The organism is Mucilaginibacter sp. 22184, from assembly GCF_052045695.1.
GTDB lineage: Bacteria > Bacteroidota > Bacteroidia > Sphingobacteriales > Sphingobacteriaceae > Mucilaginibacter.
This window is the reverse complement of record NZ_JBQEPI010000008.1, coordinates 82500-108132: the sequence shown is the minus strand read 5'-3', so window position 1 is coordinate 108132 and position 25633 is coordinate 82500. Positions and strand designations below refer to the sequence as shown.

Below are 25633 nucleotides of genomic sequence, written 5' to 3'. Positions count from 1 at the left end.
ATAATAATCATCATGGGTAACACATTAATGTATCTCTAACTTCGGGATATTTTGCCCAATCATTCTCTTTGGCCATGAATATTGTCTCAACATCGGATCAGTTTTACCCATTAGAAATCGACCACGTTGTGAAGCCTAATCGGACTTTTCGAAATTACCGAACCGCTTAATTTAAAAATGCTAACAGGCAGATTTATATTGTATCAAGAGATTCGAGTTCAATCTTGTTCCAGCTAAAAGGTAGTCGTCAACATATTTAAATATATAATTAAATTTTGTTTTACCATTTTCATCATTACATTTGTAGTGTACTACTATACTAATACACTAAAATGATTCAAATTCAGAATTTGGACTTTGCATATAAAAAGGGGCGCCCGGTGTTCACCAGGCTCAACCTCGATTTGCTGCCCGGGCATATCTATGGTTTGCTCGGCAAAAATGGGGCAGGAAAGTCAACGCTGCTCAAAAGCATGGCCGGCCTGGCGTTTCCGCAGGCCGGAAAATGTATGATCAATGGGATCGACGCATCAAAGCGCCCGGTGTCTTTACTGGAAGACCTCTTTTTTCTGCCCGAGGAGATCTATGTGCCGGCATTAACCTCAGCACAATTTCTGAGAAGCACGGCTACCTTTTATCCTAAATTCAGTTTGACGGATTATTATGTTTACCTGAAAACGCTGGACGTGGATGCTGATGCAGTCATGGATAGAATGTCCTACGGTCAGCAAAAAAAGGCGATGATTGCTTTCGGGCTGGCCACCAATACCAGCGTCCTGATCATGGATGAGCCCACCAACGGCCTTGATATTCCCTCCAAGGTGCAGTTCCGCAAACTAATCGCGTCGGTGCTAAATGATGAACGTTGTATCCTGATCTCCACTCACCAGGTGCGCGATCTGGACAGCCTGATAGATACCGTGTTGATCCTCGACAATCAGCGGATTGTGGTAAAAAAGGCTGTTGACGAAATAAGCGAACAATTAACTTTCGGTCTTTTTGAAGACACTACCGGGATGCCGGTATTATATGAGGAGGAGACAATGCGCGGTAAATACGCCATTCTGAAAAACAATAATCGTAAGTACAGCCGCCCTGATCTGGAATTGTTGTTCAACGCCATTACCACAGGAAATCAACAAATTGTTGACGTTATTAATGGAGGAACCGGGAATGAATAATTTTTTCAGTCTCCGCCGGTTTAGCCGCCTGTTCATTAAGCACACGATAGAACATTACCGGACCTACCTGATGTCGACAGCAGTGATCTTCGGGGTATTTGTTTTCGGCGGTACTTTTATCTTTTTTGTTTTCCCTGCGCCACCGGATACGGGCATGCAAACCGCATGTTTTGTTTTATTAATGCTGGTGTCGGGCAGTATTTTCACCAGTACGGTATTCGGTGATTATGGCAATAAAAGCAAAGCCATACCGGCTATCACCTTACCGGCCTCGTCGTTTGAAAAATACCTGGTGGGATGGTTGTATTCGTATCCTATTTTTATGGCTATTTATACCGGCATCTTCTTTTTGGTGCTTTTTACATTGGGCCAACTGGTGCACTTTCCGGGTATACGTTTGCAGATAATGTCATTGTCTCAGCCCGAAATGTTGCTGGTATTGGTGATCTATTCCTCACTTCATTCCTGTTGCATTTTCGGGGCCATCTTTTTTGAGAAGCTGCATTTCATCAAAACCGGCTTTGCGTTTTTTATCGGATACATTGTAATAACGATGTGTAATACCATGTTTCTTAAGCTCATTACCGGCGTAACAGTAATTAAAATGGCACTGCCGTTTGGCTTTCTCAATTTCAGCATCGGCAGCAAATTTTATTCGGTGGTTACTACCGGGCCTGTTTCAACCGGTATACTTATCACGATATTCCTGGCGGCGGCATTGATATGGGCTGCGGCCTATTTCAGGTTAAAAGAAAAGCAGGTGTGATATGGAGTTTAAAGATAACGAAGCGATATACCTGCAAATAGCATCATTTGTGTGCGATAATATTTTAACCGGTAAATGGCCTGCCGGACAAAAGATCTTATCTGTGCGCGATCTGGCCGTGGAACTCGAAGTTAACCCCAACACGGTGATGCGGTCATACGAGTTTTTACAGGGGCTGGAGATCGTTTACAATAAACGCGGCCTGGGGCTGTTTGTGGCCGACGACGGTTTTGAAAAGGTGAAAGCCTACCGCAGGCAAAACTTTGTGCAGCAGCACCTGCCCGATTTTTTTAAGAATATCTACCTGCTGGATATCTCTATTGACGAGATCAGGCAGCAATACCAGGAATTCCTGGCCCATCAGTCAACTCCAAAAAGCAATACCGACGAACAATGAGAACAAGTGTCAAAATATTAATTGCAGCAACGGTGCTGGTAATTGTAACCCTGGGCATCTACGATTTTCAACTGAAGGCCGAATACCTGCGAGGCGATTTCAAAAACCCGTTCCGGGATTATATCGCCACCGATTTCAGCGATTTTGATTCGATCGACCTGCATTCGGCGTCGGCCATTAACCTGATGGTGTTGAGGGGGCCTTATAAAGTGACGATTGAGCCTACCGCCATGGATTTTGTTAAAATAACCAAACGGGGCCGGACGCTGGTTTTTGATGCCAGTTATAAAGATCATTATCGCAATATTAACAGCGAATACGTGGTATTTGTATCCTGCCCGGATTTGAAAGCATTTACTACCGATACCCGCTACACAGCGGGCGACCTGAAAGTAACCGATTCTGTTTCGAACGACTTTAACTGGAAATACAGCCGGATAACCGGATTTGATGCCGATAGTCTCCGTTTAATCGCCTTACATGCTGCAAACGTGATGCTTGAGAATAATCGCATTAATTCAGTATTGCTTACAGCGGGCGCGCAGCCGGGCGCGGGCGCGATGATCACATTGGGCGAGGGCAACCGGTTTAAATCGGCCTTTTTGGATATTCAGCATAAAAGCACTTTACGCATTCTATCCCCTGCAGGGAATCATATCACCTATCAAATTGCCGACAGCGCCAGGCTGCTCGTAACCGGCAGTATCAGTAAACAACTCTTTAAATCCCCCCAGCCATGAAATTAACCATCAATTCACTCTCAAAAACTTATGCCAACGGTGTGCATGCCCTTAAAGATGTATCGCTGACGCTGGATAACGGCATGTTCGGTTTGCTTGGGCCAAACGGCGCTGGTAAATCGTCGCTGATGCGTACCATAGCCACCTTGCAGGAAGCCGATAGCGGCACTGTTTTTCTGGACGGGCTCGACGTACTGAAAAACAAAACCCAGGTGCGTCAATTGCTCGGCTATCTGCCACAGGAGTTTGGGGTTTATCCCAAAATATCCGCCGAGCGCATGCTCGACCATATTGCCCAGCTCAAAGGCGTCGGCAACGCTGGCGAACGCAAGGACCTGGTGCTTGGCCTGCTGGAAAAAGTAAATCTGTTTAAAGACCGGAAAAAGCATCTCGGCACGTATTCCGGCGGGATGAAACAACGCTTTGGTATTGCCCAGGCGCTCATCGGCGATCCGAAACTGATTATCGTAGATGAACCAACCGCAGGCCTGGACCCCGCCGAGCGGAACCGCTTTTATAATCTGCTGAGCCAGTTAGGGCAAAACACCATCGTGATCCTATCGACCCACATTGTGGAGGACGTAAGCACGCTTTGCTCCAATTTTGCCATCATCTGCCTGGGCGAGGTACTTTACGCCGGCGACCCCGAGACGGCCGTTAAAGAACTTGAAGGCAAGATCTACTCCAAAGCCATCAAGCAGGCCGAAATACAATATTACCGGGATGTTTACAGCGTAATATCCACACAGTTAAAATCCGGAAAGCTTCATATCCGCATCCTCCAGGAGAGCGGTGAGCCGGCTGACGGTTTTGTATCCGCTGCGCCGAATCTCGAAGATGTTTACTTCAGCAACATTGCTACGCGTGTAGATGTAAATACCATGTAAATCACTACAAAACAAATCATTATGTTTTTGAAAATCTTTCTGTTCGAGATCCAAAACCGGATCCGCAGGCCTGCCGTTTACCTGTATTTTTTGGCCATACTGGTGTTTACCACCTTCTCTTTTGCTACCGGCTCGCTGCCGGTGGGCGAGAAGGAGCATATCAATTCGCCCTACCTGATTACGTTTTGGTGCTGCGGCATCACGATGATGATGACCCTCATCAGCTCATCAGTAATGGGCACGGCAATATTCCGTGACATCGAATATCAAACCAAGGATTATTACCTGACGTACCCCATCACCCGGAATGGCTATTTCTGGGGCCGGTATTTCGGCTCATTCACTTTTATGATATTGATTGCGCTGGCTGTGCCGCTGGGTATTTACCTGGGCACACTGATCGGCCCGCTCACTGGAAAAACGATCCTCGCGCAATACGGCCCTAATAAATTGGTTTATTATGCCTATCCTTTCCTATTCATCGCACTGCCGAATATTTTATTTACCTCATCGCTGTTTTTTGGGTTGGTGGCGGTGCTGCGCAACGTTAAGATTATCTATTTTGGTGGCATACTGTTGTTCCTGTTTTACGCCATTGCCCTTTTCTTTCTGAACCATACCAATAATCTGACGGTTATTGCCATCTCCGATCCCTTCGGACTTAACGGGGTGCGTTTCCAGATGAATAACGCCAGCGCAGCCGAGCATAACAATATGCTGATCACTGTAAGCGGGCCGCTGGCCATCAATCGTATCCTGTGGCCAGGTTTATGCTTCATTGTCTTGCTGATCACCTACCTGCGGTTCAATTTTGAGACCTTTTTTGCCGGTAAGCGTGATAAAGCGACCATTGACAAAATAGGGGTTAAAACCGGTAAGATCCTCCGTACGCCGTCGGTAAGTTTTTCGGGCACCTACAATCGGGTTACGTTTAAAAGTTTAGTGCGGCTGGAGTTGATGAACATTATCCGCGATAATTATTTCTGGATCATCGTCGGGGCCGGAAGCGTGTTCCTTGGATTTGTACTGTGGCTGGGCGATATGCATAACGGCGTACCAGATCTGCCGCGAACGGTGGTTGAATTGGGCATTTTTGCCGATGCCTTTCCGTTCTTCATGTTCTTTATTATCATGTTCTACACCGGCGAAACCATCCAGCGCGACCGGTTAACCAGGTATTCCTTTATTAACGACTCGCTGCCGCCGCCAAATTGGGTAATGAACGGATCAAAGTTGGTATCGATGCTGCTTATCTCGGCCGGGCTTGCATTCGTGCCGTTGGTTTTAGGAGTTTTTGTACAGTTGATCAAAGGCTTTACACATATTCAGCTTCATCTATATACAACCTACATCCTAGTGATGCTGCTGCCTAAATTGCTTACCGGAGCGGTGTTTTGTTATGTGATCCAGGTGGTTTTCAATAATAAATTTGCGGCCTACGCCGTCACAGTGACGTTATGGGTTGCTATGTTTTTCCTGGATACCACCGGCATATTCGATTATCACCTGCTGATGTATTCCTACACTCCAAAGTCGGGCATGAACGATATGGACGGCATGGGGCACATGGTTAAACCGGTACTTTGGTTCGATGTGTATTGGCTGCTGGCTGCCGGGGTGCTTATTGTAATAGCGGCATTGTTTTATAACCGTGGAGTAAGCACTTCATTTAAGGAACGCTTAAGCGTGATTCCGGAGCGGTTTGATACGAAAACTAAAACGGCCTTCGCAATTGTCCTGTCCTTATTTTTGATGGTAGGCGGTTATATTTATTACAACATCAGCTACCTCAATGAGTTTTTGACGAAGGGCGAAAACCTCGACCGCGCCGTTATCTACGAGAAAACCCTGAAGCATTACCAGGATATGCCACTGCCCAAGGTGATTAGCATCAAGATCAACGCCGACCTTTTCCCCGCTGAAAAGAAAGCCATAACCCAGGCGGTGGTGACCATCGTTAACAAGAACAATAAACCTATCAGCGAAATGCTGCTGGATGGTGACGATCTGACTGCGTATTCTATCGATATAAACGGTAAACCGTTGTCGTTCACAACGCCGTTGCTTTATTCCCGCGGCATGTTCAGTCTATTTGGGCCTAAAAAAGATACCGCCGATTTCAGGTTATACAAGTTCGATAAGCCGCTCGCGCCCGGTGACACTGCTGTGTTGCAGGTTAGGTCACTGATTGCCCATCGGGGTTTTGAGAATGGCCCTTTCGCGCTAAATATGCTGGATAACGGCACCTTCTTTAAAGGCGGATTACCGGGATTGGGTTATGATGATGACGATGAGCTAAGTAGCCCTTACGAACGAAAAAAGGCCGGTTTGCCGCCTAAAAACGAAGAAGAGATTGCGCAGAATGATCCAGCTGGTATTAATAATTTAAAGGCTGGCCGGTCAGCAGATATGCTCACACTGGACATTACCGTAAGTACGGAGGGCGACCAAACCGCCGTAGCCAATGGCGATTTAGTAAAGCAGTGGACGCAAAATGGCCGTAACTATTTTCATTATATACAAAACAAGCCGGGAATGTACATGCCCTTCGGTATTTTGTCGGCCAGGTACGTGCGTAGTCGCGACAGTGTGATGCTGGATCACAAGGTATATATTGATATTTATTATGATGCGCAGCACGGTGCCAACGTCAGCAGGTATATGCAGGCGTATAAGGATGGATTGAAGTATTTTAGCTCGGTGTACGGCAGCTATCCGTCCAACAACATCCGTTTGGTTGAGGCTTCTCCATACGGTCCGGGCGAAGGTTCAACGGCAACGCTCGATGTGCGGAACGAGCTTAACGGCTGGAACGCCAATTTTACCGGCCCCGATCAAAACGACTATCTGTATTCGGGTGCAACCTTTCAAACCGCCCAGCAATGGTGGCGTTTTCAGGTGGCACCTAACAACACCATCGGTTCCCTGGTGATACCAAAAGGGATATCCAATTATGCCTCACTGGTAATGAGCGAGAGGAAATATGGCAAGGCCAATATGCGCGATATCGTTTTGAGCCCCTTATGGTATTACTTATTTATTCGCAGGCACCAGGACGAGCCGGAACACCCCATTATCAAAGCTGATCAGTCTATCGAATGGAGTGCCAAGACCGGTACCGCGCTTTATGGATTGAAAGAACTGATAGCAGAGGATAGCCTGAACAATGCGCTTCGTGAATTTAAAAATGCCTACGCATTTAAAACAAGCGGACCATTCGCCGGCGCAAACGATCTGTATCGTTATCTCCAAAAACACACACCCGATTCGCTCCAATATTACTTAACGGACACCTGGCAAAAAGTAACGCTGTACGACAACAAGATCATATCGACCGAGCTAAAGTCGACAAATAAAAAAGATGAATACAAGTTTACGCTAAAGGTAAATATTGATAAAGTTTGGATAGACAGCAATGGCAAAGAAATTCCGGCTACCAACATGAACGATTATATCGATATCGCTGTATTCGGTGATGATACCAAAGGTAAGGATGGCAGGACGGTTTCACATTTCATCTACCGGAAACGCTTTAAACTAACGCGCGGAATGCATGAACTTAACTTTATTGCGAAAGGGAGGCCAAGAGCGGTAGCTATTGATCCGGTGGGCTACCTTATCGATAGGAATCCGGCTGATAACTGGCACTCGACGAAGCAATAAAAACTAACGCTTCCGAAATTAGGCCGGGGGTGGTATTTGGAGGAGGATCAATCTTAAGTCTGTTTTATTTTAATAAAAGTAAGGCTGTTAAAAAGCGGTTCGAAGAGTTTCTCTTGCGGACTCGAACATCCCGAAGCGGACTTCTTTAAATACTCGAACAAATTAGGTTTTTTTAAAGGCCTGATAAATTGCGCATTGAATTTATCAACGGTTCGACATTAGTCTTGCTCCCACTAGATCAACCCGAACAGGAATTTTTCTAATTCTCGAACCGATTAGGTTTTACTAAATGCCTGGTAGAATGCGCATTGAATCTATCAATCGATTCGATATTAGTCCTGTTCGGGCTTGAAATGCATCCAAGGTCTTTCAGACCTAACATGAAACTTTCGACGTTGGAAAAATTATCGATGATGTGGATAAACCACACCTGATTGATCCCGTTTGGCCAATTCCAAAATAACCATCTTTAGTGCTTAAGTTCAGGATTTTATGAAAAGAAAGAAAATTGGCGAAGAAGGGTCAGCGTAATAGGTTTATCCACTTATTACTCCTTGTCTTTAAAAGTTTTGACTTCACCCTTGTGCAGGCTTCGGTTCGGGTGCTGCACCTCCAACTCACCGGTGTCCAGGTTTTCGATCTCATAACTTTCGCTGGTTGGTTCCTGCAATGTCTCGCTCTCGCGTCCGTCGCCCAAGGACTTGCCTTTGCGGTCCGAACCGCTCACGTTCTCATTTTTTATCATGATCAAATTGTTTACAGGTCATCATCTTCATCGTACAGCGGTTCGGTTTCCAAGTCGCTGCTGTCAGTCTCAGAACCGCTCAGCGTTTCTGCGCCGGTTTCGGGATAGTCCTCCTGGTCTGCGGCGTCCCTTTCGGGCTTAAAAATGCGCGGGATAGCCTTTTCATTACTGGCCATTTTGGGGTCTTTGGGATCGGTCGTTTCCATGGTCATACGATATTTATGCTAATCAAATAACCCACCTTGCTGGTTCAATGTTTTCAGGAATTGAGATTTCTTATCTTTGCGCTTTAACAGATAATGGCCATGACTGAACTTGCACCCTGCCCGATCTGCGGATCCCCTTACACTTATGAATTCGAAAGCTTACTGGTTTGTCCGGAATGCGGGCATGAGTGGCAAGCTGCTAAAGAGATGACAATTGAGAAAGGTTTTGTCGTAAAGGACACCAATGGCAATATCCTGGTTGATGGCGACACGGTGGTGACCATCAAAAACCTGCCGGTAAAAGGAACCTCCCAATCCATCAAAGCCGGTACCAAGGTAAAGAACATCCGTTTGGTGGATAAGCGATCATAACATCGACTGTAAGATCGATGGCTTCGGCGCAATGGTACTGAAATCGGAGTTTGTTAAAAAAGCATGATGCTGATTCCTGAAATTGGACCGCTCAACAAAACTGCTTTTTAATTTCCGGCCGATCTTTGTGTTATTATGCTAAACACAATGGAAAATTCAGCAAAAGATACCTGGGTACTGGTAACCGGTGGCACCGGCTTTGTAGGCGTACATGTGATCCTACAGCTCATGCAAAAAGGATATAAGGTCAAAACAACACTCCGATCCTTGAAACGGAAAGAGGAAGTGCTGGATATGCTCCGTCATGGCGGCATTGCTGATTTTAAAAACCTGCGATTTATTGAAGCAGACCTGATGAAAGATGACAATTGGAAAGAAGCGGTCAGGAATTGTACTTATGTGCTGCATATCGCGTCACCGATCTTTCTGGCCCTGCCTAAAGATGAGAATGAAATGATCCGCCCGGCGGTAGAAGGTACATTGCGCGTACTGAAAGCAGCCAGGGATGCAGGCGTAAAGCGGGTGGTGATGACCTCCAATTTCGGCGCAGTAGGCTACAGTCATAAAGACCCTTACACCGCCATTACCGAAAAAGAGTGGACCGACCCGAACGAAAAAGGCCTGTCGTCCTATAATAAGTCGAAAGTCATGGCGGAACGTGCGGCCTGGGATTTTATACAGCGGGAAGGCGGCAGCCTGGAACTGAGCGCGATCAACCCCGTGGGGATCTTCGGGCCGTCTTTAGGGCCGGATATTTCCAGCGGCTTCGAGCTGGTCAAAAACCTGCTGGACGGCACTATGATGGCGATCCCTAATCTCACGTTGAATATCATTGACGTCCGCGATGTGGCCGACCTGCATGTCCGCGCCATGACGAGCCCGGCAGCGAAGGGAGAGCGTTTCCTGGCTTTGGCGGGCGGAAAGATCTCCATGCCGGAGATCGCCGGATTGCTTCGGGAGAAAATGCCGGTGATATCCGCAAAGGTATCCACGAAAACCTTGCCTGACTGGGTGGTCCGTATCGCCGCTTTGTTCAGCCCGAAAGCTAAGGCCATCGCTTCAATGCTGAAGGCTAGCCGTAATGTGAGCAACGGGAAAGCCCGCAACGTATTGGGCTGGGAACCCATCGCTACCAATGAAGAGGCCATCTTGTTATCGGTGGAAAGTATGCTTAAATTCGGCAATATCAAATGATGAGGGCCAGCGAGATCAAATCATGCTACATCGGGCCGGAGATTTCGCCCGAACAGTTCATTGCCGAGCATTTCTTTTTGTATATCGCTAAGGGAATCATTAATGGCTATGACGGGCACCGGTATTCCAGGCTGCTTGCGGGGGAGTACTGCCTGGTTCGCAAAAACCATCTGGCCCGTTATAACAAGGAACGGGTGAACGGCGAGTTTGAAAAGGTGGTAATCATCCTGGATGAAGGCTTTCTGAAAAAGTTCCAGGAAAAACACCCGGCTAACCTGCCTGCAGCCAAACCGGAGGCCGCATTTATCGCTTTACAATATGATGAGAGGATACCGGACTATATCGATTCGCTGCTGCCTTATTATGACCGTTCGGGGAAGATCGACGAGCAGGTCGCCGACGTCAAACGGGAGGAACTGCTACAACTATTGCTGCAGGCCCACCCTGAGCTGGCAGGCGTATTGTTTGACTTCGGCAAACCCGAAAAGATAGACCTGGAAGCTTTTATGAACCGCAATTATAAATTCAATGCCAGCATTGAACGCTTCGCCTATCTGACCGGACGCAGCCGTTCGGCCTTTAAGCGCGACTTCAAACAGCTCTTTAACGATACCCCCAGCCGCTGGCTGATCCATAAAAGGCTGAAAGAAGCCTATTTTCTCATCACTAAAAAGCAACAAAAGCCATCCGCTATATACCTTGACCTCGGCTTTGAGGATCTTTCCCATTTTTCCTATGCTTTCAAAAAGGCGTTCGGGCAGACCGCGAAGCAATTGCAGGGCAATATGGATCAAACCTCCTGCTGAAAATCTGGCATTGAAACTTTAATTTTTTCAGCGCAATTCTGCAATTTTTACCGCATTCAGCGCTGGCATAATGCTTGTAAAATGTCTGTTAAATCAATTCTTAAAAAATTTTAAAGGAGAATTAGGCCATGACACTTGTTAAATGGAACAACAAAACCGATAACGCGTTATTGCCAGGCTTTAACGACGTTTTCGAATCAATTTTTAGCGACACTTTTTTTAACGACCGGATGGTGCCACGTGTCCCTGCGGCGAACATCAGCGAAACTCCGGACAATTACCATATCGAGCTGGCTGCACCGGGCCTGAAGAAGGGCGACTTCAAACTGAACCTGGAACGCAATATCCTGACCATTTCGGTGGAACAATCAGCTGATCACCAGGATAACCAGAAGAACTAAAGCAAACGTGAATACAGCTACAGTTCATTCGTGCGTTGTTTCACGCTGCCTGAAAGCGCGGATGACAGCCGCATCGACGCGACCTATACCGATGGGGTATTGCGCATCGACATCGCCAAACGCGAGGAAGCGAAAACCGTACGCAGGCAGATCGAGATCAAATAAGTGGAACGATAGTTTTTAGGGCTTTGCGAATCTTTAAGATCATAAGTGTCGATCAACACTTCCATCTGATTTGCAAAGTGTGCAATTGATCTTTATAACCAATCAAGTGAAGCAGCTCATACTTGAGCCTACAGGCCACAAGACTCGACATTTTCTTGGAGGATTTACGTAGAATGGCGTTTTGAGGATTTGCTCGAAACGGCTGACCCAACTTGAAAAGTGATATCTAAACGATAATGAAAAAGAATGTCGGCTGATATAGGGTAATTCTTTTCTATCCGATATCGATAGGATTGAGTGGCAAACATTATGACTTTCATAGCGATATATAATCCGGAGCCGTTGATCAACGGCTCCGGATTAGAGTTCAGAGCGTTTTGTTTCACTTTGCCCATACTATATTTCTGAATCAGATATTTGAAATTTGATATTCATTAACACGATTCATCATTGGTCTAATGGACACGGAACAACATGGTCGGGCATGTCTCAATATCCAGCTTTATCCAGAATTTTTTGCAATGCCTTTTTACCACTTTCACTTTTGGGATTAATTTCCAGTGATTTTTGATACATTTTTATTGCTTCTTCCTTTTTTTCCGTCGGCTAAAAGCGCTTCAGCATAACTGTCATAAGCATTCCAACTGTTCGGAAACAGATCTACGTTGGATTTGAATGTTTCAACTGCTTGTTTATAGAAGTGCTGCTCTGGTAGATGATAAGGATTGTTACAAATATCCATTTCGATATCTTAACACCGTTAAAGTACCCCTGTAGTTGGCTTTTATAGGTAATTAGTTTTCCCAAATCAGCGGTAATCTTATCTCGCTGTACTTCGTAAAGTTTGTCAGGATTGTAATCCATATCAGGGCAATAACACTGGAAAACAACGCCAGATCTGGTAAAGCCTTCTATTCCTAAATCACCTTGCCAGGCAGGCATTTCCTGATAGTCGTCGCTTTCATATTTGTGCTTAAAGCATAGTTGGCAGAAATCTTCCCAGCTGTCGCCATTAAAAGTGCCGTAAATGGTTTTATACATTATAGTGAAGAGGTTTATATTTAGTATTTGGAAAATTAGTATAATATTAAATACTATCCTAATAATCAGTAAATTCTCATTCATACCAACTTGATGTACGCAACCTCACAAAAAGCGCTATGTCTGATCATTCCGCAATGGGCTCACTATTATTGATACCAAATATCCGTTTATCAGTGTACTTAAATCGCCAATAAATCAAGCGCCATTAATTTTGTTCAATGCAAAAACTTCAAAATTGTGTGAGAAATGTGTGAGAATAAAAAAACCCAACTCGCCAGAGTTGGGTTAAATCATTGATTTTAAGGCTCCTGAGGCTGGGCTCGAACCAGCGACCCTCTGATTAACAGGGAGAGGTTCGGCTCTTATATCAGATTAATAGCCAATGTCTTACAATCATCTAAAAAATTTCTGTTACGTATGTGTTACGCGTTAAACAGAAATACAATTAATTATTTCAAAGGTAGCGTAATCCATGATAAATTCAAATCATGTTGTAGTTGTTACTTTCAAAATTGAAACTGTTTTGAAGTCAATGCCGAAAATTCCTTCTGGATAGCGACCTAAATATCTTAGGGGCAGATATAAGAAACAAGTTGGTTATTCTGTCGTCAGCCCTTGGACAGATGTGCTGAAATGACTTTAGGGCAATCGCTAAATTTAAAGGCGCAAACCACCAAGTAGTTATCTATTGAGAAAATTTGTGCTGAGCAAGGCATTAATCGTACCGCGCTTTATTGCCGGCGATGCTGGCGCAAAAAAGTGGGGTAATTATTCATATTTCCTCTACCAGCGGGATGTTCCCGATATGGGAAGCCACGATGGCCTACAGTGTGGCTAAAGCAGCTTTAAACGCTTACAGTAAGACTTTGGCAAGTGAAGTAGCCGGTCAAGGGGTTCGGGTGGTTACAGTTTCACCGGGCTTGACCAAAACACCATCGATGGCGGCATTTATTACCGATCTCGCCGCTGGTGCAGGAATTAGTGTGGAGGAAATGGCAGCTAACCTGATGGCCAAACTCGGCGGTGTACCGCTTGGCCGCATGGCGCAGCCCGAAGAAATCGCCGAACTGGTTAGCTTCCTGGTATCGCCGGCAGCTTCTTATATCACCGGGGCAAACTATGTTGTTGACGGCGGAGATTTTCCGGTAGTTTAACACCGTTTAAACAATTTAAAAAGGCTGCCTTGATTTAAGACAGCCTTTTATGCTTATTTTTCTATAATAAATCCAGATCCTTAGCTACGTAATAGCTTGGTACCAACGGCCTGAAACCGGTTTGGGTTCTGAGTTTAGAAATGTCCATGATACCTTCAAAAGGATCGCTTAATGCGCCTTCGTTTGCGTCAAAAATTGCACTGGCTTTTCCTACGGATTCAACCAGTTCGTATAAAGAAATCGGTGCGTCATCCGCGATATTGAAGATCTCGCCCTTCAAATCCTTTGCCTGGATGAGCAGGATCAAAGCCTGGGCTACATCCAGGTGATGCACCATGTGCATGCGCGAACCGGAATGCCTTGTGAGCATTTTTAAATAAGGCAGGATCTCGGCAATATGAGGATCTTTATCGCCGTAAACAAACCCTAAACGCAGTACGGTTACGTCCAGATCCATTTTCAATAGTTCCTGTTCGGCTGCAATCTTGCTGGCTGAATAGGCCCGCGCATCATGGATGTTTACGACATCATCTTCACGGGCCGGGTGTCCGTAACCAGAACTGTACACATTGCCGGTACTGACAAAAATGAATTTCCGGATACCAGCTGCGATAGCGGCATTAGCCAGCGCGATCGTGCCGGTATGGTTGGTTTTTACGATACCGTCGTTATCTGTAAAGGTGCGGAACAGCGCGGCCAAATGAACGATAGCATCAACGCCTGCTACTGCCGGGGCTAAGGTAGCTTCATCAAAGAGATCGCCAACGATCACCGTTGCACCGAGTGCAGTCAAAGCCGCTGCTTTGGCTTCATCACGCACCAATATGTTCACTTCATAGCCTTTGGCTAAAAGCCGCGGGACAAATCTGCTGCCTACCTTTCCGGTAGCGCCGGTAACTAATATTTTCATAAAGCAAAGTTGTTCAGAAAATTGCCGGGCTGCTAAAGACAATCAAACCAATAAGTATGATTTTCAAACTTTTCTAAAAGACCTGGGCACGCTGCCGGTCACCCGCTTGAAATAATTATTGAAATAGGTGGGATAGTCAAAACCGAGGGCATAGGCAATATCCGCCACGCTCCAGTCGGTATGCTGCAGCAAGTCTTTGGCTTCGGCTACCACACGTTCCGCGATATGTACCGAGGTCGGTTTGCCGGTCACTTCCTTGACCGAACGGTTGAGATAATTAACATGCACGGAAAGACCTTCGGCGAAATCCTGCGCGGTCCGCAACAGAAGCGGGTCACTGCTCCGTTCTATTGGAAACTGCCTTTCCAGCAGGTCCATAAATAAATGCGTGATCCGCGTCGCCGCATTGATCACCGGCGAAGCGTGTTGCGAGGGTTGTATCCGCAGGGCTTCGTGAATGATCAGTTCTATACAATTCCTGACCAGGTCGCCCTTATGGGCATAATCACCATTATAGACCGTCAGCATCTTTCGAAAAATGCCGGTCATAAATACCACCTGTTCCGCGTTCAACCTGATCAACGGGCTATCACCGGCTTGGAACAAAGGTGATTCCTTTAATATCTCCGTCCGCTTGATAAACGTCTCCGTAAAAATGCAGGCGTAGCCGGTCGTATCAGCAGAACGGCGGACAACATATCTGGGCACATTTGGATTAACGAAAAAGAGCACGGAATCCTTTAGTTCCAGCAACCGGCCGCCATAGCCAATGGTCATATCCCCGGTAACCAGTCCCATTTTATAATAATCACGCCGTCCACGGGACACCGGTATGTCTGCTGTAGCAGGCAGCTCATGGACCTTGAAGCCGTTCAGCCTCAGGTCCCGCATATTTACCCCGGGTATTTCATCGAACATTTCAACGGCCATGTGGCAAAGTTAATAAAATCAAACCTGTACTTGAACTTGGCCGCGTATGGTTCCTCCGATTTCTTGGATTTACCGATTCGCTTCACAATAAATGGGTTCAAGTTCTGCCCGGGCTAAAAATGTGCTTTTCCTAAAAAATGGCAGTTTGTTGATGTTTTAGTTACAGCATAATATTGGGCTGACAAGCATTTGACAGACAGACATATAGGATAGTTACGGTCGTTCTGCTAAAGCTCCATTAGCAGCCTTTATGATCAATGTGGCAACTTCAGTCGGTCTTGAAGCAAAAACAGAATGACTGGCACCTTTTACTTCGACTTTGTGACTGTTCGCCCTTTTGGCATAAAACCGTTCCAGGTCAGGATTGATGATCCGGTCTGCTCCGGCAACCATATACCAGCTTGGCTTTGTGCGCCATGCCGCATTCTGGATGACACCATGAAATACCTTGTCGCTGGTCGGTGGTTGGGAAACAGCCATGAATCGTGCCCAGGCGGGATTTAGATCTGCTGCAAAGTCCGCAGGGAAACTTGCTGGTAAAATGTAGTCGAAACCATCCGCACCTTTTTGTAATGACTTGTAGGCTGATTGTATTTTTTTGCCCAGGTCAGCTTCATTCTCCCCTTTATCAGGGGCGTGTGCGGCAATATACACCAGACCTGCAACATGAGGATTATTTCCCGCTTCAGTAATAATCGCCCCGCCATAACTGTGACCGACCAGAATACAAGGACCATTCTGCTGGTCCAAAATTCTGATCGTAGCGGCAACATCGCCATCAAATGAGGTAAGTGTTTGCTGTACTATAGATACATGGTAGCCTTTTTTAACCAGTATTTCGTAAACAGGTCTCCAGCCTGATCCGTCAACGAAGGCACCATGGACTAATACAATATTGTTGACTTTTTTTGTCTGTGCCTGTAATTTAGGCATTGCTGCTGTACTAATAATAAAGGCAACTAATGCTATAAGAAAGCGATATTTTGTTTTCATGGTTGATACTTAAATTGATTACTGAAATTCGGTACTTTATGAACCAGAATTTATCTTGTAAGTTTTGTATACGATTTTTAAAGAATGGGCAATCTACCTGATGGAGAATCTAAGAGACAAATTGATTTTTTGGGGTCTGAATAATTATTTATTGCTGCGGTGTTAAACTTTCTAATTTATGCTAAAAGGCATATTCGTTACTTTTTCAGCAGCGGACCATACTTTAGCGGTAACATCCCTGTCAAGCGCTAAGGGGAAGATCGTTTTAATGACCGGTGCGCCGCGCAAACCGCCGAAGCCGCCCGGTGCCCACAATTGTCCGCCTTTAACATCTGCTGATAGGGCTGCGTGAACAAAAGACCTGGCACCGCTTTTAGGAGATTGCCCCATTAGCTTCATCCCGAACTTCATAAAAAAACGAGTTGTTGGAGATGGTATATTAGCGGCCAGATCAGTTCCCGCCAGACCTGGATGGGCTGTAAGGGATTTAATATTCGAACCGGAACGTTCCAGCTTTTTCTGTAATTCAATTGCGAACATGAGTACGTATAATTTGGTGATCCCGTACCATCGCATGGGGTCGGTCTTTTCTTTCCGTTCCAGAGGGTTCTGAATGTTTATATCCTGAGCTTTTACTTTTTCATATTCGTCGGAAGTAACGGTAATAATTCTACCTGATTCATTATCCATGTATGGTAAAAGTAGATTAGTAAGGAGAAAGGGACCGATGAAATTCGTTGCCAATTCGAAATCCCAGCCATCACTCGTCCGCGACTCAGCTGCCGCCATTACACCAGCATTGTGCAGCAGTATCTCTACTTTCTCGAAACGCCCGGCAACGTCCTCAGCAAATTCCCGTATCGAACGTGCATCCGAAAGATCTAATGGTAAAACATCTACGTCAGCATCCGCACTCGCCGATTTTAACTGTAAGGCAGCTTCTGCCCCCTTTTTTATGTTTCTGACACCAAGAACGACATGGTAACCACTGGCAACCAATTTTTGGGCTGCATAAAATCCAATCCCGGATGCGCCGCCGGTTACTATAGCAACCTTTTTTTTAGTTTTCATATGATATTTGATTATTAATTGATTTCTGCTTTTGCTTTAAGGCCTTCCAGCCAGATCTGATGGTAGTTATACATGCGTTTGGGGAACAGGACCTTGCCAAGCCGGCAAAGCCAGCCGTGTTGCGTCTCTTCAGTAACAACCTTACAGCCCGAGCCATTAGGAATGATCAGCCAGGCATGATAAGCTTTGATACCGGTACCCAGGGCCAGCCAGGCAATGCGTTCATTCGGTACGTATTCTTTCACTTCGGACTGGAGAGTGTTGCCGAATGTTTTCCATTTGAATACAGAACCTTTAACAAGATGGTCTCCATTGGATCCGACAATTTCTACATTAGCAGCATTAAAGTACCAGTCGGGCCATGTGGGGGCATTGGTAAGCCAGTCCCATACTTCCCTGGGGGTAGCATTGATCTGGATCTCGTTGTGTACGAATACCGGGCTGTTTGCCGGCTCAAAGCCGACCGGAAATAGTATCTTATCGTTTTTCATTGCTTTATTTTTAAATTATTGTTGGTGTGAAATAGCTTAGTTAGAAAATTTGCTGGTGATATCTTTGGCAAAAGCGAATCCCTCTTTACGAAGATGTTTTCTTAAAAAATAGCCGTTAAGGCCATTGAACCATGAGCCGATCCGCAGCCATGCATTCGGAAAATCTACGCCGATAAGGCATACGATGGCTGAGGTATTGGCAGATATCGGCCTGATCTGCATTTCCCATGGAACGCCGACCACGGCCGGCAACCAACGCCAGATGTAGGCCTTGGATCTTTCCGAGTAAAATTGAACGTGGGAAGGGGTATGATATTTAAGCTCGTAATGCTGTATGATCGTTTCATTTCCAATATTCTCGACGTTCACGGTGTAAAATACGCCGTCTTTAAAATGGCTGCCCATTGCCTGGTGCGCTTTGGAGTAGGAAGCATAATCCTGTTCGGTCATTTCGGTGACCCATTGATACAGGTCGATGCGTTCTGCCGGTAGATCAATGGGAAAACTGGCAGTATATCTTACGCCGTGTTTCCTGTTGACAGTTTGCTGATTTGACAAGGTTGTTTTCATGATGTATTTTTCTGTTGAGTGAGTTTATAAGATCAAATGATACGGTGGTGAACAGAGATCAGTACGCTGCATTCGCTGAGCTGCAGAAATTGTTTCTCGGATGGCCGTATCAATCTTTTGTATTCTTCCGATGTGAATACGCTGAATATCGCTTGTACATCCCTGAACCACAGTTCTGCCGTTCCGTCAAAAGACGGTTCAGGGAGACCCGGCATAGCTACAGGTAAAGCATGAAACTGGTCGTACTGTAGAACTTCGTTCTGAACAACCGGCAATGAACTGAACAGCCGGGCGTGTTCGTTCTGGTAGAACCACAGGAAATCCTCGTGGCTTTGCTGCGGGTTACGTTTGAGTAAAATGGTTAACTTGATCATGCCTTTGTGCTTTGATGACACAAATGTGCGGCAGGACCGGAAAGCAGAACGTTGACTTTGGTTAAGAAATTATTTGCGCAGCAAGCGTTTGCGCAGGCGGCTCAGGGATTCGGGCTTCACGCCGAGATAAGAAGCAATATGGAACTGGGAAACCTGGTTAAATAGTTGCGGATATTTATTTAAAAGGAATTGGTAACGGTCCTCCGGTGAAAGGAAAAGGAGCATTTCGATGCGTTCGTTGACCTGCTTATATACGTGCTCGGCCATTAATCGTCCGAAGCGGTCCCAAGCCGCTGATTTGGCGTAAATGGCTTGTACATCATCGTATTTAATAGTGAATACCTCGGAATCCTGCATAGCTTCCCAATAGTAACGGGATGGCTGCTGGCTAAGGAAACTGTTAAAATCAACAAAGAATTGCGGAGCCTCTACGAACCGGCTATTGATCGCGTTGCCTTCCAGGTCTACATAATACATTCTGAAGAATCCCTTATTGAGAAAATAAACGTGCCTGCATACCTGACCTTCCTCCAATAGATGGGTCCGTTTCTTAACCTGTATGGTAGCAAGCACCGGCTCCAGTAAACTCAGGTCCGCGTCGGACATAGGCGTGATCGATCGTATAGCGGCTTTTATGCTGTCCATCTGTCCGGTAAATTTAATAAATGAAAGGATAAGGTCAATCACATTTCTTAACCAAAGTCAACGAATTGCGATAGGCGTTGCCATGACCTTTGGGTTAGTAAAAAACACATAAAATCATGATCAAATTAAGCATCCTGCTAGCCAGGAAAAAAGAATTAAGCCACGACGAGTTTGTTAACTATCACAAAACAAACCATGCGCAACTATTTGCATCCATACCTGTCGTAAAGGAGAACGTAAAAAAATATGTACAATGTCACTCGCTGCCTGAAAACCCTCCAGGACTGCCAGCCCCGGTATACGACGGCATCACCGAGATCTGGCTGGACGATATGGATGCGCTTGGAAAAGTTTTCACTGATGAAGAGTATATGGAGATCATTCGCCCGGATGAGGAGAAATTCATCGATCTGCATGGTTGCAGCTTTCTGATCTCTACGGAAAATGTGGTTATATAGTTATTTGCTACAAACGGAAACAAACGATATCGTTTGTTTCCGTTTGTTATACCTATATTTTTTGACTACCAAAACGCCACCAATAGCGTATTGTGGCCGCTGCGGTTTCTGATACTATACTCGAATCAGTAGCTTAAAATGCTACTCTGCGCAAATCCTCCCAGAAAACAGTACGAGAATTGTCCATTTTGGGCTAGTAAAAGCAAGTAGCCCTTAACAAAATCTAAATGGTAACAAATAGTGCGAAACGTTGCAAATCAGCCATAAAACGGTTCGAGTTTAGTCTTGCCCGGGCAATAACGTGCCTTTGTTCTGAAAAAAGGTTTTGTTGATTTTTAGTTTTTCGCTTCTTGGTCTTTTGTAATCGGGTTATTTAAAATACGCTCCATAATTTATGTTAGAGATTAAGCCTGTGAAGCGGGTTTCATCTTAGCTCTTGCATTGTTTTTGTAACGCAGAATAGCTCCTTCCCTATCTTTCGCTAACTCTTTAACTACATCAACCGCACCGGGGGGATTGTACTTTGATCCCCAAACCATGAGTTCCGCAATAGCAGGAATCAGATCAATACCTTTTTCAGTAAGGCTGTAGATAAATTTGTTTTTCTTTTCTTCAGAGACAGTCGACTCAATAAAACCGTGTTCCTCCAGCAGATTAAGCCTGTCTGCCAGAACATTAGTAGCTATCTTTTCTTCAGACGCCAAAAATTCCCCATAAGTTGATTTCTCGGTAAACACTAAATCTCTTAAAATTAATAACACCCACCTATCCGCGATAAAATTTAAAGAATAAGCCACCGGACAGTTGGATCGATGCTGCACTACTTTCATGACATTCAAATGTTAATTTTTACTTGCTCATAGCAAGTAAAATAATATACCTTTGTTTACTTGCTAATAGCAAGCAAAATTAAAGAATAATAATTAAACGAAAAATCGAAGTTATGTCATTAGTTACATCATTTGAATGGCGCTACGCTACCAAAAAGTATAACACATCAAAAAAGATCGATCCGGCTGTGCTCGAAGATCTGACAGAGACAGTACGCCTTGCACCATCATCGTTCGGTCTTCAGCCTTACAAATTTCTGCTCATCGAAGACAAAGCAAAGCTGGAAGAAATCAGCAGAGCGGCACACGGGCAGCCACAAATCACTACTGGTGCACACGTGATGGTGTTGGCAGTGGAAACCGACATTGACGAGAAAACTGTAGCCAGCTATATTGATAAAGCGGCAGCAGCAAGGCAAACAGAGCGTAAAAACCTGGAGCCACGTGAGCAATTCGTGAACACAGTTTTGAGCAAACTTGATTACAACCAGCGTATCTTCTGGGCGGAAAAACAGGCATTTTTGGCTGTCGGCGTTTTTGTAAGTGCCGCTGCTGAAGCTGGTATTGATGCTTCTCCCATGGAAGGTTTCGATAACGCAGCTGTTGATGCTATCCTCGGTCTGAAAGAAAAAAACCTGACATCTGCTTTATTATTTGTGATCGGATATCGCTCGGAAGAGGATGAATTTGCGGCGATCCCCAAAGTGCGCAAACCCAAAGAGGAAATTTTTCAAACCATCTAATCCAAAGCACATGTCAAATTCAAAAGTGATCGTGCTCGCTGAGATCCCGGTGAAACCGGAATTCCTGGAAGAGGTGAAAGCGATCTCCGCTAAAGCCCTCATTCCGACACTTCAAGAAGAAGGTGTGGAAACGTTTTATCAGACCGTAAAGAATGACGATCCGAATACGCTGGTGTTCTTTGAAGTCTTTAAATCTCAACAAGCGCTGGACGAACACCTGGCAGCTGATTATACCAAAGAATTTTTCGCGGCTGTTAAAGACAAACTGTCCGGCAAACCTGTATCCTCAATTTTAAGTGAATTTTAAGGCTATGACAATGGATAAAAAGATTATCAACCAGCCGTTTAAACAATTACGCCTGACCGGTAACGGTCAGCCGGAAGATGTAGTAGAATTGCACGAAGGTGTGATCACTTCGCTCGGGCCTAACGAGGTTTTAGTGGAAATGGAAGCCGCGCCGATCCATATATCCGACTTTATGCTTGTCGGCGGGATTTACGGGGTAAAACCCTCTTTTCCTGCTCCTTTGGGAGCAGAAGGAGTAGGGCGGGTAATCGACGTCGGCTCAGGGCACGTTACCGATTACTTGGGTAAACGGGTGATCATTCTACCATACTACGAGCAGGGAACCTGGGCTACCCATCTCGTGGCCCCCTTGAAGAACATTGTGATAGTTGATGAGGGCATCGACGCCACGCAACTTGCGCAGCTCACTATTAATGCGGTAACCGCTTTTCTGACGATCCTTGACTATTCTGAATTAAACCAAGGTGACTGGATCGGCCAAACGGCAGCCAACTCCGCTGTTGGGCAATACGTGATCGGGCTGGCGAAGATCAATGGCTGGAAAACATTAAATATTGTCCGGAGAGCCGAATCAGCGGAATTCGTCCGGTCAATCGGCGGAGACGAAGTCGTTATCATCGGTGGCAACCTGGCGACACAGATAGAAAAAGCGTTGGATGGTAAGCAACTGGATCATGTCTTGGATACAGTCGGCGGTACAACCATTGGCACGATAGCTGGTTTTCTCAAAAGCCGGGGCTCTATTGTAGGTTACTCCAGTGAAAGTGGTCAAACGCCTGTTATACATCCGCTCGACCTTTTTTATCGCCGGTTACATTACCACGGCTTTTGGGTCATCGACTGGTTCAGGATAACCCCCAAAGAGCAGATCGACAGGCTGATCCAACATTTGACCGGCTTGGTAGGTGAAGGCAGGCTTTCCGCTACTGTTGGTGGCACTTTCTCTATTGAAAAGTATCAGGAAGCCTTTCAGGCCGCAAAACAACCCGGCCGGCCAGGCAAATACTTTTTCACTTTTAACCATTAAATTATGGAACCTAATCAAAATGGACAGCCAAAGATTTTGGTTGCAGGTGCCAGCGGGCACCTCGGTCGCCGTGTATTGGAAATTTTAAGCGAACTTGGTCATACAAATTTTGTTGGCGCAAGCCGTACTCCCTCCAAATTACAAGCGTTTACCGATGCGGGTATCGAGACCAGACGGGCTGACTTTGATGAGCCGGAAAGTCTTCGGTCAGCTTTCGAGGGCATTGAACGCCTGCTCCTGATCTCGACGGATGAGCTGCATACGCCCGGCGCACGTGCCCGTCAGCATATCAACGCGATCAACGCAGCTAAAGCGGCGGGTATCAAACATATTGTTTATACCTCCATGCCAAAGCCTGAGCATGCAACAGCAATCCCTTTTGCTCCGGATCATGTAGCCACCGAGGAAGCACTTAAAGCGAGCGGTATCGAATTTACCAGCCTGCGCGTTAGCTGGTACGCCGAAAACCTGCTTGGTTTTCTTCCGCAAATCATAGCTGCCGGTAAATGGCCCAACGTGGCAGGAAACGGCCGTATCGCTTACGTTGCTCGTGAAGACGTGGCTCAGGTAACAGCATCAGCCTTACTCAAAGCACATGGAAAAGCCTATTGGGATATCACCGGCGCCGAGTCTCTTACCGTTCAGCAAATTTCAACAATAGCCAGCGAACTATTTGAAAAGCATATCGATGTGGTACAGGTTGACGATTCGGAGATAGCCGAAGAGCTGGCATCGATCGGCATCCAGCCCAATTTTGCGCCTACTGTGATCATGACCGATATGAATACACGCGCAGGAAACTTTGATATGCACAATGACCTGATTAGGCAGGTAACCGGAAGGGATCCCGTCACCTTAAAAATATTCTTTACAAAGCACCGGAACCTCTTCCTGACTGATCAAAAGCTATAAAAAGCATTCAATCTTAAGAAACAACATTTAACAATAACAAATCATGAATATTACAAACAAAACTATCCTCGTAACCGGTGGCGGTTCAGGAATCGGTTATGCAACCGCAAAATATCTAAGTGAAAAAGGCAATAAAGTGATCATATCCGGCCGTAATGCTGAAAAGATTGAGAAAGCCGGCAAGGAATTGGGACTGGATTACATTGCCTGTGATGTAACCGACGCAGTCGCCGTGAACAGCCTGGTTAACAAGCTGGAGTCGGAATATGCCGATCTCAGCGTTCTGATCAATAATGCAGGCGTAGCCAATTTATATAAACTTGGAGAGGGTGCAGGAGCTTTCGAAAAATCAAAGCAAGAGTTTGAAACAAACTATTTCGGCCCGGTTCGCCTGACTGAAGCTTTGCTGCCATTATTGAAAAAGCAGCCGGAGGCAGCTATTGTGAACATCACCTCTAACGTAAGTTTTCATCCATTAGTCGTGTTGCCTACCTACTCAGATACTAAAGCCGCTTTGCATTCGCATACTGTAGCGTTGAGGTTAACGCTTTCTAAAGAAACCAACATTAAGTTATTTGAAGTGATGCCTTCGCTGATCAATACGGACGCAACCAAAGAAATGGGCGGCGAGCAACATGGTTTACCGCCGTCAGTGGTCGCTGAAGATATTTTTAATGGCATTGAAGAGGATCGTTTCGAGATCTATGTCGGTGAAACCGGAAGACAATGGGCCGATTATTTCGCAAACCCTGTTGCTGCGGTGGAAAAGTTCAATCAGGATTTATTTTAATCCATTTTAATTGAAAGGTGACGCGGCGCTGTTCCCAATGTTGGGGAAACGGCGTTGCCCGATCCTAATGCTATGAAAGTATATCAATTAAACCAATTTGAGTAGTGAAGGACGACACGTCAATTCATATGACGAACGTGGAAAAGGTCTGGGGCGTTACGACGTTCGCTTTTGTGAGTCGTGTTGTTTGGGTTTGTGTTGATTTGGGAGGCCGGGGTGATAACCGGGCTCCCTTTTATGAATGATTAACTACGTAAATTTTAAAATCAGAATATGGAATGGTATCATTATGTTGCCGCTTTTTTTGCCGGAGCTTTCCTTGCCAACACGGTGCCGCACTTTGTACACGGTATATCAGGCAATAAGTTTCCCACCCCATTTGCCACACCAAGAGGAGTTGGCCTATCGTCGTCTACTTTAAACGTTTCTTGGAGTCTATTTAACTTGGCTGTCGGATGGCTGCTGTTGGTCAGTGTGCACGTCACCCAATTTTTATCGTTGCAAATAACGTGCTTCGTTGGCCTATCGTTAATGGCAGTGATGTTAAGTAAGCGCTTTCAAGCAAAACATAAGGACTAAAATTCGTTGCTATCTAAAAACATCACCCGCCCATCATTTTTCGGACAAATCGGTAACTTAGCTTATTTCAGGACCTATGAATCGATATTCCGGGAGACTTGACAAAGCTATTTCGTGCGCTTTGGAGCACAGAGTTGTGTAAGCAATAAGAAAACCGCGATTAATCATCAATAAATTAATATGGTCTAAGCGTTACGGAATTAACTTTTTGCTATTCGGTAACGGGGTGATCATTGGCGCCAGAATGTCTCAAGCTTTACAGCTAATCTGATGCTTTTCCGA

27 protein-coding genes and 2 pseudogenes are annotated in these 25633 nt (G+C 45.5%); 17 read left to right on the top strand and 12 right to left on the bottom strand.

Annotation, left to right across the window (positions count from 1 at the left end; translation table 11 throughout):
- Nucleotides 1-332: 332 nt before the first annotated feature.
- The 6 genes from ACTJKG_RS18550 to ACTJKG_RS18525 are packed head-to-tail and all read left to right on the top strand — an operon-like array spanning nt 333 to nt 7634.
- Nucleotides 333-1181, top strand: coding sequence for an ABC transporter ATP-binding protein (locus tag ACTJKG_RS18550; RefSeq protein WP_440740086.1), 849 nt, complete (start codon nt 333-335; stop codon nt 1179-1181).
- The gene (locus tag ACTJKG_RS18545) at nt 1174-1947 is read left to right on the top strand and encodes a hypothetical protein (RefSeq protein ID WP_172337250.1); all 774 of its coding nucleotides are present in this window, start codon (nt 1174-1176) and stop codon (nt 1945-1947) included. The genes ACTJKG_RS18550 and ACTJKG_RS18545 overlap by 8 nt, the downstream gene beginning before the upstream one ends.
- Before the next feature lies 1 nt (nt 1948).
- The gene (locus ACTJKG_RS18540) at nt 1949-2344 is read left to right on the top strand and encodes a GntR family transcriptional regulator (protein WP_172337251.1); all 396 of its coding nucleotides are present in this window, start codon (nt 1949-1951) and stop codon (nt 2342-2344) included.
- The gene (locus ACTJKG_RS18535; RefSeq protein ID WP_440740085.1) at nt 2341-3084 is read left to right on the top strand and encodes a hypothetical protein; all 744 of its coding nucleotides are present in this window, start codon (nt 2341-2343) and stop codon (nt 3082-3084) included. Before ACTJKG_RS18540 ends, ACTJKG_RS18535 begins: the two co-directional genes overlap by 4 nt.
- On the top strand, nt 3081-3971 hold the full coding sequence (locus tag ACTJKG_RS18530) for an ABC transporter ATP-binding protein (RefSeq protein ID WP_440740084.1): 891 nt from the start codon (nt 3081-3083) through the stop codon (nt 3969-3971). The genes ACTJKG_RS18535 and ACTJKG_RS18530 overlap by 4 nt, the downstream gene beginning before the upstream one ends.
- 21 nt (nt 3972-3992) lie before the next feature.
- Nucleotides 3993-7634, top strand: coding sequence for a hypothetical protein (locus ACTJKG_RS18525; protein ID WP_440740083.1), 3642 nt, complete (start codon nt 3993-3995; stop codon nt 7632-7634).
- 547 nt (nt 7635-8181) lie between these two features.
- On the opposite strand, the gene ACTJKG_RS18520 is transcribed toward ACTJKG_RS18525, so the two are convergent.
- Entirely contained in the window at nt 8182-8379 is a 198-nt protein-coding gene (locus ACTJKG_RS18520) for a hypothetical protein (protein ID WP_172337255.1), read from the bottom strand.
- Between the two features lie 11 nt (nt 8380-8390).
- Nucleotides 8391-8585, bottom strand: coding sequence for a hypothetical protein (locus tag ACTJKG_RS18515; RefSeq protein ID WP_172337256.1), 195 nt, complete (start codon nt 8583-8585; stop codon nt 8391-8393).
- 93 nt (nt 8586-8678) lie between these two features.
- Here ACTJKG_RS18515 and ACTJKG_RS18510 point away from each other — a divergent pair.
- The 4 genes and pseudogenes from ACTJKG_RS18510 to ACTJKG_RS18495 all read left to right on the top strand — a co-directional run bounded on the left by ACTJKG_RS18510 (nt 8679) and on the right by ACTJKG_RS18495 (nt 11523).
- Nucleotides 8679-9024: pseudogene (locus ACTJKG_RS18510) on the top strand (zinc ribbon domain-containing protein YjdM).
- A gap of 80 nt (nt 9025-9104) precedes the next feature.
- Entirely contained in the window at nt 9105-10151 is a 1047-nt protein-coding gene (locus ACTJKG_RS18505) for an SDR family oxidoreductase (protein ID WP_440740082.1), read from the top strand.
- Complete coding sequence (locus ACTJKG_RS18500) at nt 10148-10957, top strand: helix-turn-helix domain-containing protein (RefSeq protein ID WP_440740081.1); 810 nt, start codon at nt 10148-10150, stop codon at nt 10955-10957. Before ACTJKG_RS18505 ends, ACTJKG_RS18500 begins: the two co-directional genes overlap by 4 nt.
- Nucleotides 10958-11085: 128 nt before the next feature.
- Nucleotides 11086-11523, top strand: a pseudogene (locus ACTJKG_RS18495) (Hsp20/alpha crystallin family protein).
- A gap of 660 nt (nt 11524-12183) precedes the next feature.
- Here ACTJKG_RS18495 and ACTJKG_RS18490 read toward each other — a convergent pair.
- The gene (locus ACTJKG_RS18490) at nt 12184-12564 is read right to left on the bottom strand and encodes a hypothetical protein (protein ID WP_172337259.1); all 381 of its coding nucleotides are present in this window, start codon (nt 12562-12564) and stop codon (nt 12184-12186) included.
- A gap of 737 nt (nt 12565-13301) precedes the next feature.
- Here ACTJKG_RS18490 and ACTJKG_RS18485 point away from each other — a divergent pair.
- The gene (locus tag ACTJKG_RS18485; protein WP_440740080.1) at nt 13302-13721 is read left to right on the top strand and encodes an SDR family oxidoreductase; all 420 of its coding nucleotides are present in this window, start codon (nt 13302-13304) and stop codon (nt 13719-13721) included.
- A gap of 61 nt (nt 13722-13782) precedes the next feature.
- Here ACTJKG_RS18485 and ACTJKG_RS18480 read toward each other — a convergent pair whose 3' ends face one another.
- The 8 genes from ACTJKG_RS18480 to ACTJKG_RS18445 all read right to left on the bottom strand — a co-directional run bounded on the left by ACTJKG_RS18480 (nt 13783) and on the right by ACTJKG_RS18445 (nt 19705).
- Nucleotides 13783-14631 carry an NAD-dependent epimerase/dehydratase family protein gene (locus tag ACTJKG_RS18480; protein WP_440740079.1) on the bottom strand — a complete coding sequence of 283 codons (849 nt, stop codon included), beginning with the start codon at nt 14629-14631 and terminating at the stop codon, nt 13783-13785.
- Between the two features lie 63 nt (nt 14632-14694).
- A complete protein-coding gene (locus ACTJKG_RS18475) occupies nt 14695-15561 on the bottom strand; it encodes a helix-turn-helix domain-containing protein (RefSeq protein ID WP_440740078.1) in 867 nt (288 codons plus the stop codon).
- A 213-nt stretch (nt 15562-15774) separates the two neighbouring features.
- Nucleotides 15775-16554 carry an alpha/beta fold hydrolase gene (locus ACTJKG_RS18470; protein WP_440740077.1) on the bottom strand — a complete coding sequence of 260 codons (780 nt, stop codon included), beginning with the start codon at nt 16552-16554 and terminating at the stop codon, nt 15775-15777.
- A 171-nt stretch (nt 16555-16725) separates the two neighbouring features.
- Nucleotides 16726-17625, bottom strand: a complete 900-nt coding sequence (locus ACTJKG_RS18465) for an SDR family NAD(P)-dependent oxidoreductase (RefSeq protein ID WP_440740076.1) — start codon at nt 17623-17625, stop codon at nt 16726-16728.
- 14 nt (nt 17626-17639) lie between these two features.
- Nucleotides 17640-18116: an SRPBCC domain-containing protein gene (locus ACTJKG_RS18460; protein ID WP_440740075.1), complete on the bottom strand. Its 477-nt coding sequence runs from the start codon at nt 18114-18116 to the stop codon at nt 17640-17642.
- A gap of 36 nt (nt 18117-18152) precedes the next feature.
- Entirely contained in the window at nt 18153-18686 is a 534-nt protein-coding gene (locus tag ACTJKG_RS18455; protein ID WP_440740074.1) for a hypothetical protein, read from the bottom strand.
- 32 nt (nt 18687-18718) lie between these two features.
- Complete coding sequence (locus tag ACTJKG_RS18450) at nt 18719-19060, bottom strand: EthD domain-containing protein (RefSeq protein WP_440740073.1); 342 nt, start codon at nt 19058-19060, stop codon at nt 18719-18721.
- A 69-nt stretch (nt 19061-19129) separates the two neighbouring features.
- Nucleotides 19130-19705, bottom strand: coding sequence for a Crp/Fnr family transcriptional regulator (locus ACTJKG_RS18445; protein ID WP_440740072.1), 576 nt, complete (start codon nt 19703-19705; stop codon nt 19130-19132).
- 116 nt (nt 19706-19821) lie between these two features.
- Between ACTJKG_RS18445 and ACTJKG_RS18440 the strand changes: the two genes are divergently transcribed.
- On the top strand, nt 19822-20163 hold the full coding sequence (locus ACTJKG_RS18440; RefSeq protein ID WP_440740071.1) for an EthD domain-containing protein: 342 nt from the start codon (nt 19822-19824) through the stop codon (nt 20161-20163).
- A 404-nt stretch (nt 20164-20567) separates the two neighbouring features.
- On the opposite strand, the gene ACTJKG_RS18435 is transcribed toward ACTJKG_RS18440, so the two are convergent.
- Nucleotides 20568-20993, bottom strand: coding sequence for a winged helix-turn-helix transcriptional regulator (locus ACTJKG_RS18435; RefSeq protein WP_440740070.1), 426 nt, complete (start codon nt 20991-20993; stop codon nt 20568-20570).
- A gap of 113 nt (nt 20994-21106) precedes the next feature.
- Between ACTJKG_RS18435 and ACTJKG_RS18430 the strand changes: the two genes are divergently transcribed.
- From ACTJKG_RS18430 to ACTJKG_RS18410, 5 genes are read left to right on the top strand one after another with little or no spacing between them, the layout of a single operon-like run.
- The gene (locus ACTJKG_RS18430; protein ID WP_440740069.1) at nt 21107-21736 is read left to right on the top strand and encodes a nitroreductase family protein; all 630 of its coding nucleotides are present in this window, start codon (nt 21107-21109) and stop codon (nt 21734-21736) included.
- Nucleotides 21737-21746: 10 nt separating this feature from the next.
- Nucleotides 21747-22043, top strand: coding sequence for a putative quinol monooxygenase (locus ACTJKG_RS18425; protein WP_440740068.1), 297 nt, complete (start codon nt 21747-21749; stop codon nt 22041-22043).
- A 10-nt stretch (nt 22044-22053) separates the two neighbouring features.
- Nucleotides 22054-23070 (top strand): zinc-dependent alcohol dehydrogenase family protein, encoded by a 1017-nt coding sequence (locus ACTJKG_RS18420; protein ID WP_440740067.1) that lies wholly within the window; start codon nt 22054-22056, stop codon nt 23068-23070.
- Nucleotides 23071-23073: 3 nt separating this feature from the next.
- Nucleotides 23074-23982, top strand: a complete 909-nt coding sequence (locus tag ACTJKG_RS18415) for an SDR family oxidoreductase (protein ID WP_440740066.1) — start codon at nt 23074-23076, stop codon at nt 23980-23982.
- Between the two features lie 43 nt (nt 23983-24025).
- Nucleotides 24026-24772, top strand: a complete 747-nt coding sequence (locus ACTJKG_RS18410; RefSeq protein ID WP_440740065.1) for an SDR family oxidoreductase — start codon at nt 24026-24028, stop codon at nt 24770-24772.
- Nucleotides 24773-25633: the final 861 nt, after the last annotated feature.

Excerpts from the sequence above, each read along its gene's own strand:
- ACTJKG_RS18425 (WP_440740068.1), top strand. The coding sequence starts at position 21,747 with ATGTCAAATTCAAAAGTGATCGTGCTCGCTGAGATCCCGGTGAAACCG.
- ACTJKG_RS18525 (WP_440740083.1), top strand. The coding sequence starts at position 3,993 with ATGTTTTTGAAAATCTTTCTGTTCGAGATCCAAAACCGGATCCGCAGG.
- ACTJKG_RS18545 (WP_172337250.1), top strand. The coding sequence starts at position 1,174 with ATGAATAATTTTTTCAGTCTCCGCCGGTTTAGCCGCCTGTTCATTAAG.
- ACTJKG_RS18445 (WP_440740072.1), bottom strand. The coding sequence starts at position 19,705 with ATGGACAGCATAAAAGCCGCTATACGATCGATCACGCCTATGTCCGAC.
- ACTJKG_RS18440 (WP_440740071.1), top strand. The coding sequence starts at position 19,822 with ATGATCAAATTAAGCATCCTGCTAGCCAGGAAAAAAGAATTAAGCCAC.
- ACTJKG_RS18460 (WP_440740075.1), bottom strand. The coding sequence starts at position 18,116 with ATGAAAAACGATAAGATACTATTTCCGGTCGGCTTTGAGCCGGCAAAC.
- ACTJKG_RS18410 (WP_440740065.1), top strand. The coding sequence starts at position 24,026 with ATGAATATTACAAACAAAACTATCCTCGTAACCGGTGGCGGTTCAGGA.
- ACTJKG_RS18430 (WP_440740069.1), top strand. The coding sequence starts at position 21,107 with ATGTCATTAGTTACATCATTTGAATGGCGCTACGCTACCAAAAAGTAT.
- ACTJKG_RS18515 (WP_172337256.1), bottom strand. The coding sequence starts at position 8,585 with ATGGAAACGACCGATCCCAAAGACCCCAAAATGGCCAGTAATGAAAAG.
- ACTJKG_RS18520 (WP_172337255.1), bottom strand. The coding sequence starts at position 8,379 with ATGATAAAAAATGAGAACGTGAGCGGTTCGGACCGCAAAGGCAAGTCC.
- ACTJKG_RS18500 (WP_440740081.1), top strand. The coding sequence starts at position 10,148 with ATGATGAGGGCCAGCGAGATCAAATCATGCTACATCGGGCCGGAGATT.
- ACTJKG_RS18450 (WP_440740073.1), bottom strand. The coding sequence starts at position 19,060 with ATGATCAAGTTAACCATTTTACTCAAACGTAACCCGCAGCAAAGCCAC.
- ACTJKG_RS18455 (WP_440740074.1), bottom strand. The coding sequence starts at position 18,686 with ATGAAAACAACCTTGTCAAATCAGCAAACTGTCAACAGGAAACACGGC.
- ACTJKG_RS18505 (WP_440740082.1), top strand. The coding sequence starts at position 9,105 with ATGGAAAATTCAGCAAAAGATACCTGGGTACTGGTAACCGGTGGCACC.
- ACTJKG_RS18475 (WP_440740078.1), bottom strand. The coding sequence starts at position 15,561 with ATGGCCGTTGAAATGTTCGATGAAATACCCGGGGTAAATATGCGGGAC.
- ACTJKG_RS18540 (WP_172337251.1), top strand. The coding sequence starts at position 1,949 with ATGGAGTTTAAAGATAACGAAGCGATATACCTGCAAATAGCATCATTT.
- ACTJKG_RS18465 (WP_440740076.1), bottom strand. The coding sequence starts at position 17,625 with ATGAAAACTAAAAAAAAGGTTGCTATAGTAACCGGCGGCGCATCCGGG.
- ACTJKG_RS18435 (WP_440740070.1), bottom strand. The coding sequence starts at position 20,993 with ATGAAAGTAGTGCAGCATCGATCCAACTGTCCGGTGGCTTATTCTTTA.
- ACTJKG_RS18535 (WP_440740085.1), top strand. The coding sequence starts at position 2,341 with ATGAGAACAAGTGTCAAAATATTAATTGCAGCAACGGTGCTGGTAATT.
- ACTJKG_RS18470 (WP_440740077.1), bottom strand. The coding sequence starts at position 16,554 with ATGAAAACAAAATATCGCTTTCTTATAGCATTAGTTGCCTTTATTATT.
- ACTJKG_RS18490 (WP_172337259.1), bottom strand. The coding sequence starts at position 12,564 with ATGTATAAAACCATTTACGGCACTTTTAATGGCGACAGCTGGGAAGAT.
- ACTJKG_RS18480 (WP_440740079.1), bottom strand. The coding sequence starts at position 14,631 with ATGAAAATATTAGTTACCGGCGCTACCGGAAAGGTAGGCAGCAGATTT.
- ACTJKG_RS18415 (WP_440740066.1), top strand. The coding sequence starts at position 23,074 with ATGGAACCTAATCAAAATGGACAGCCAAAGATTTTGGTTGCAGGTGCC.
- ACTJKG_RS18550 (WP_440740086.1), top strand. The coding sequence starts at position 333 with ATGATTCAAATTCAGAATTTGGACTTTGCATATAAAAAGGGGCGCCCG.
- ACTJKG_RS18530 (WP_440740084.1), top strand. The coding sequence starts at position 3,081 with ATGAAATTAACCATCAATTCACTCTCAAAAACTTATGCCAACGGTGTG.
- ACTJKG_RS18420 (WP_440740067.1), top strand. The coding sequence starts at position 22,054 with ATGGATAAAAAGATTATCAACCAGCCGTTTAAACAATTACGCCTGACC.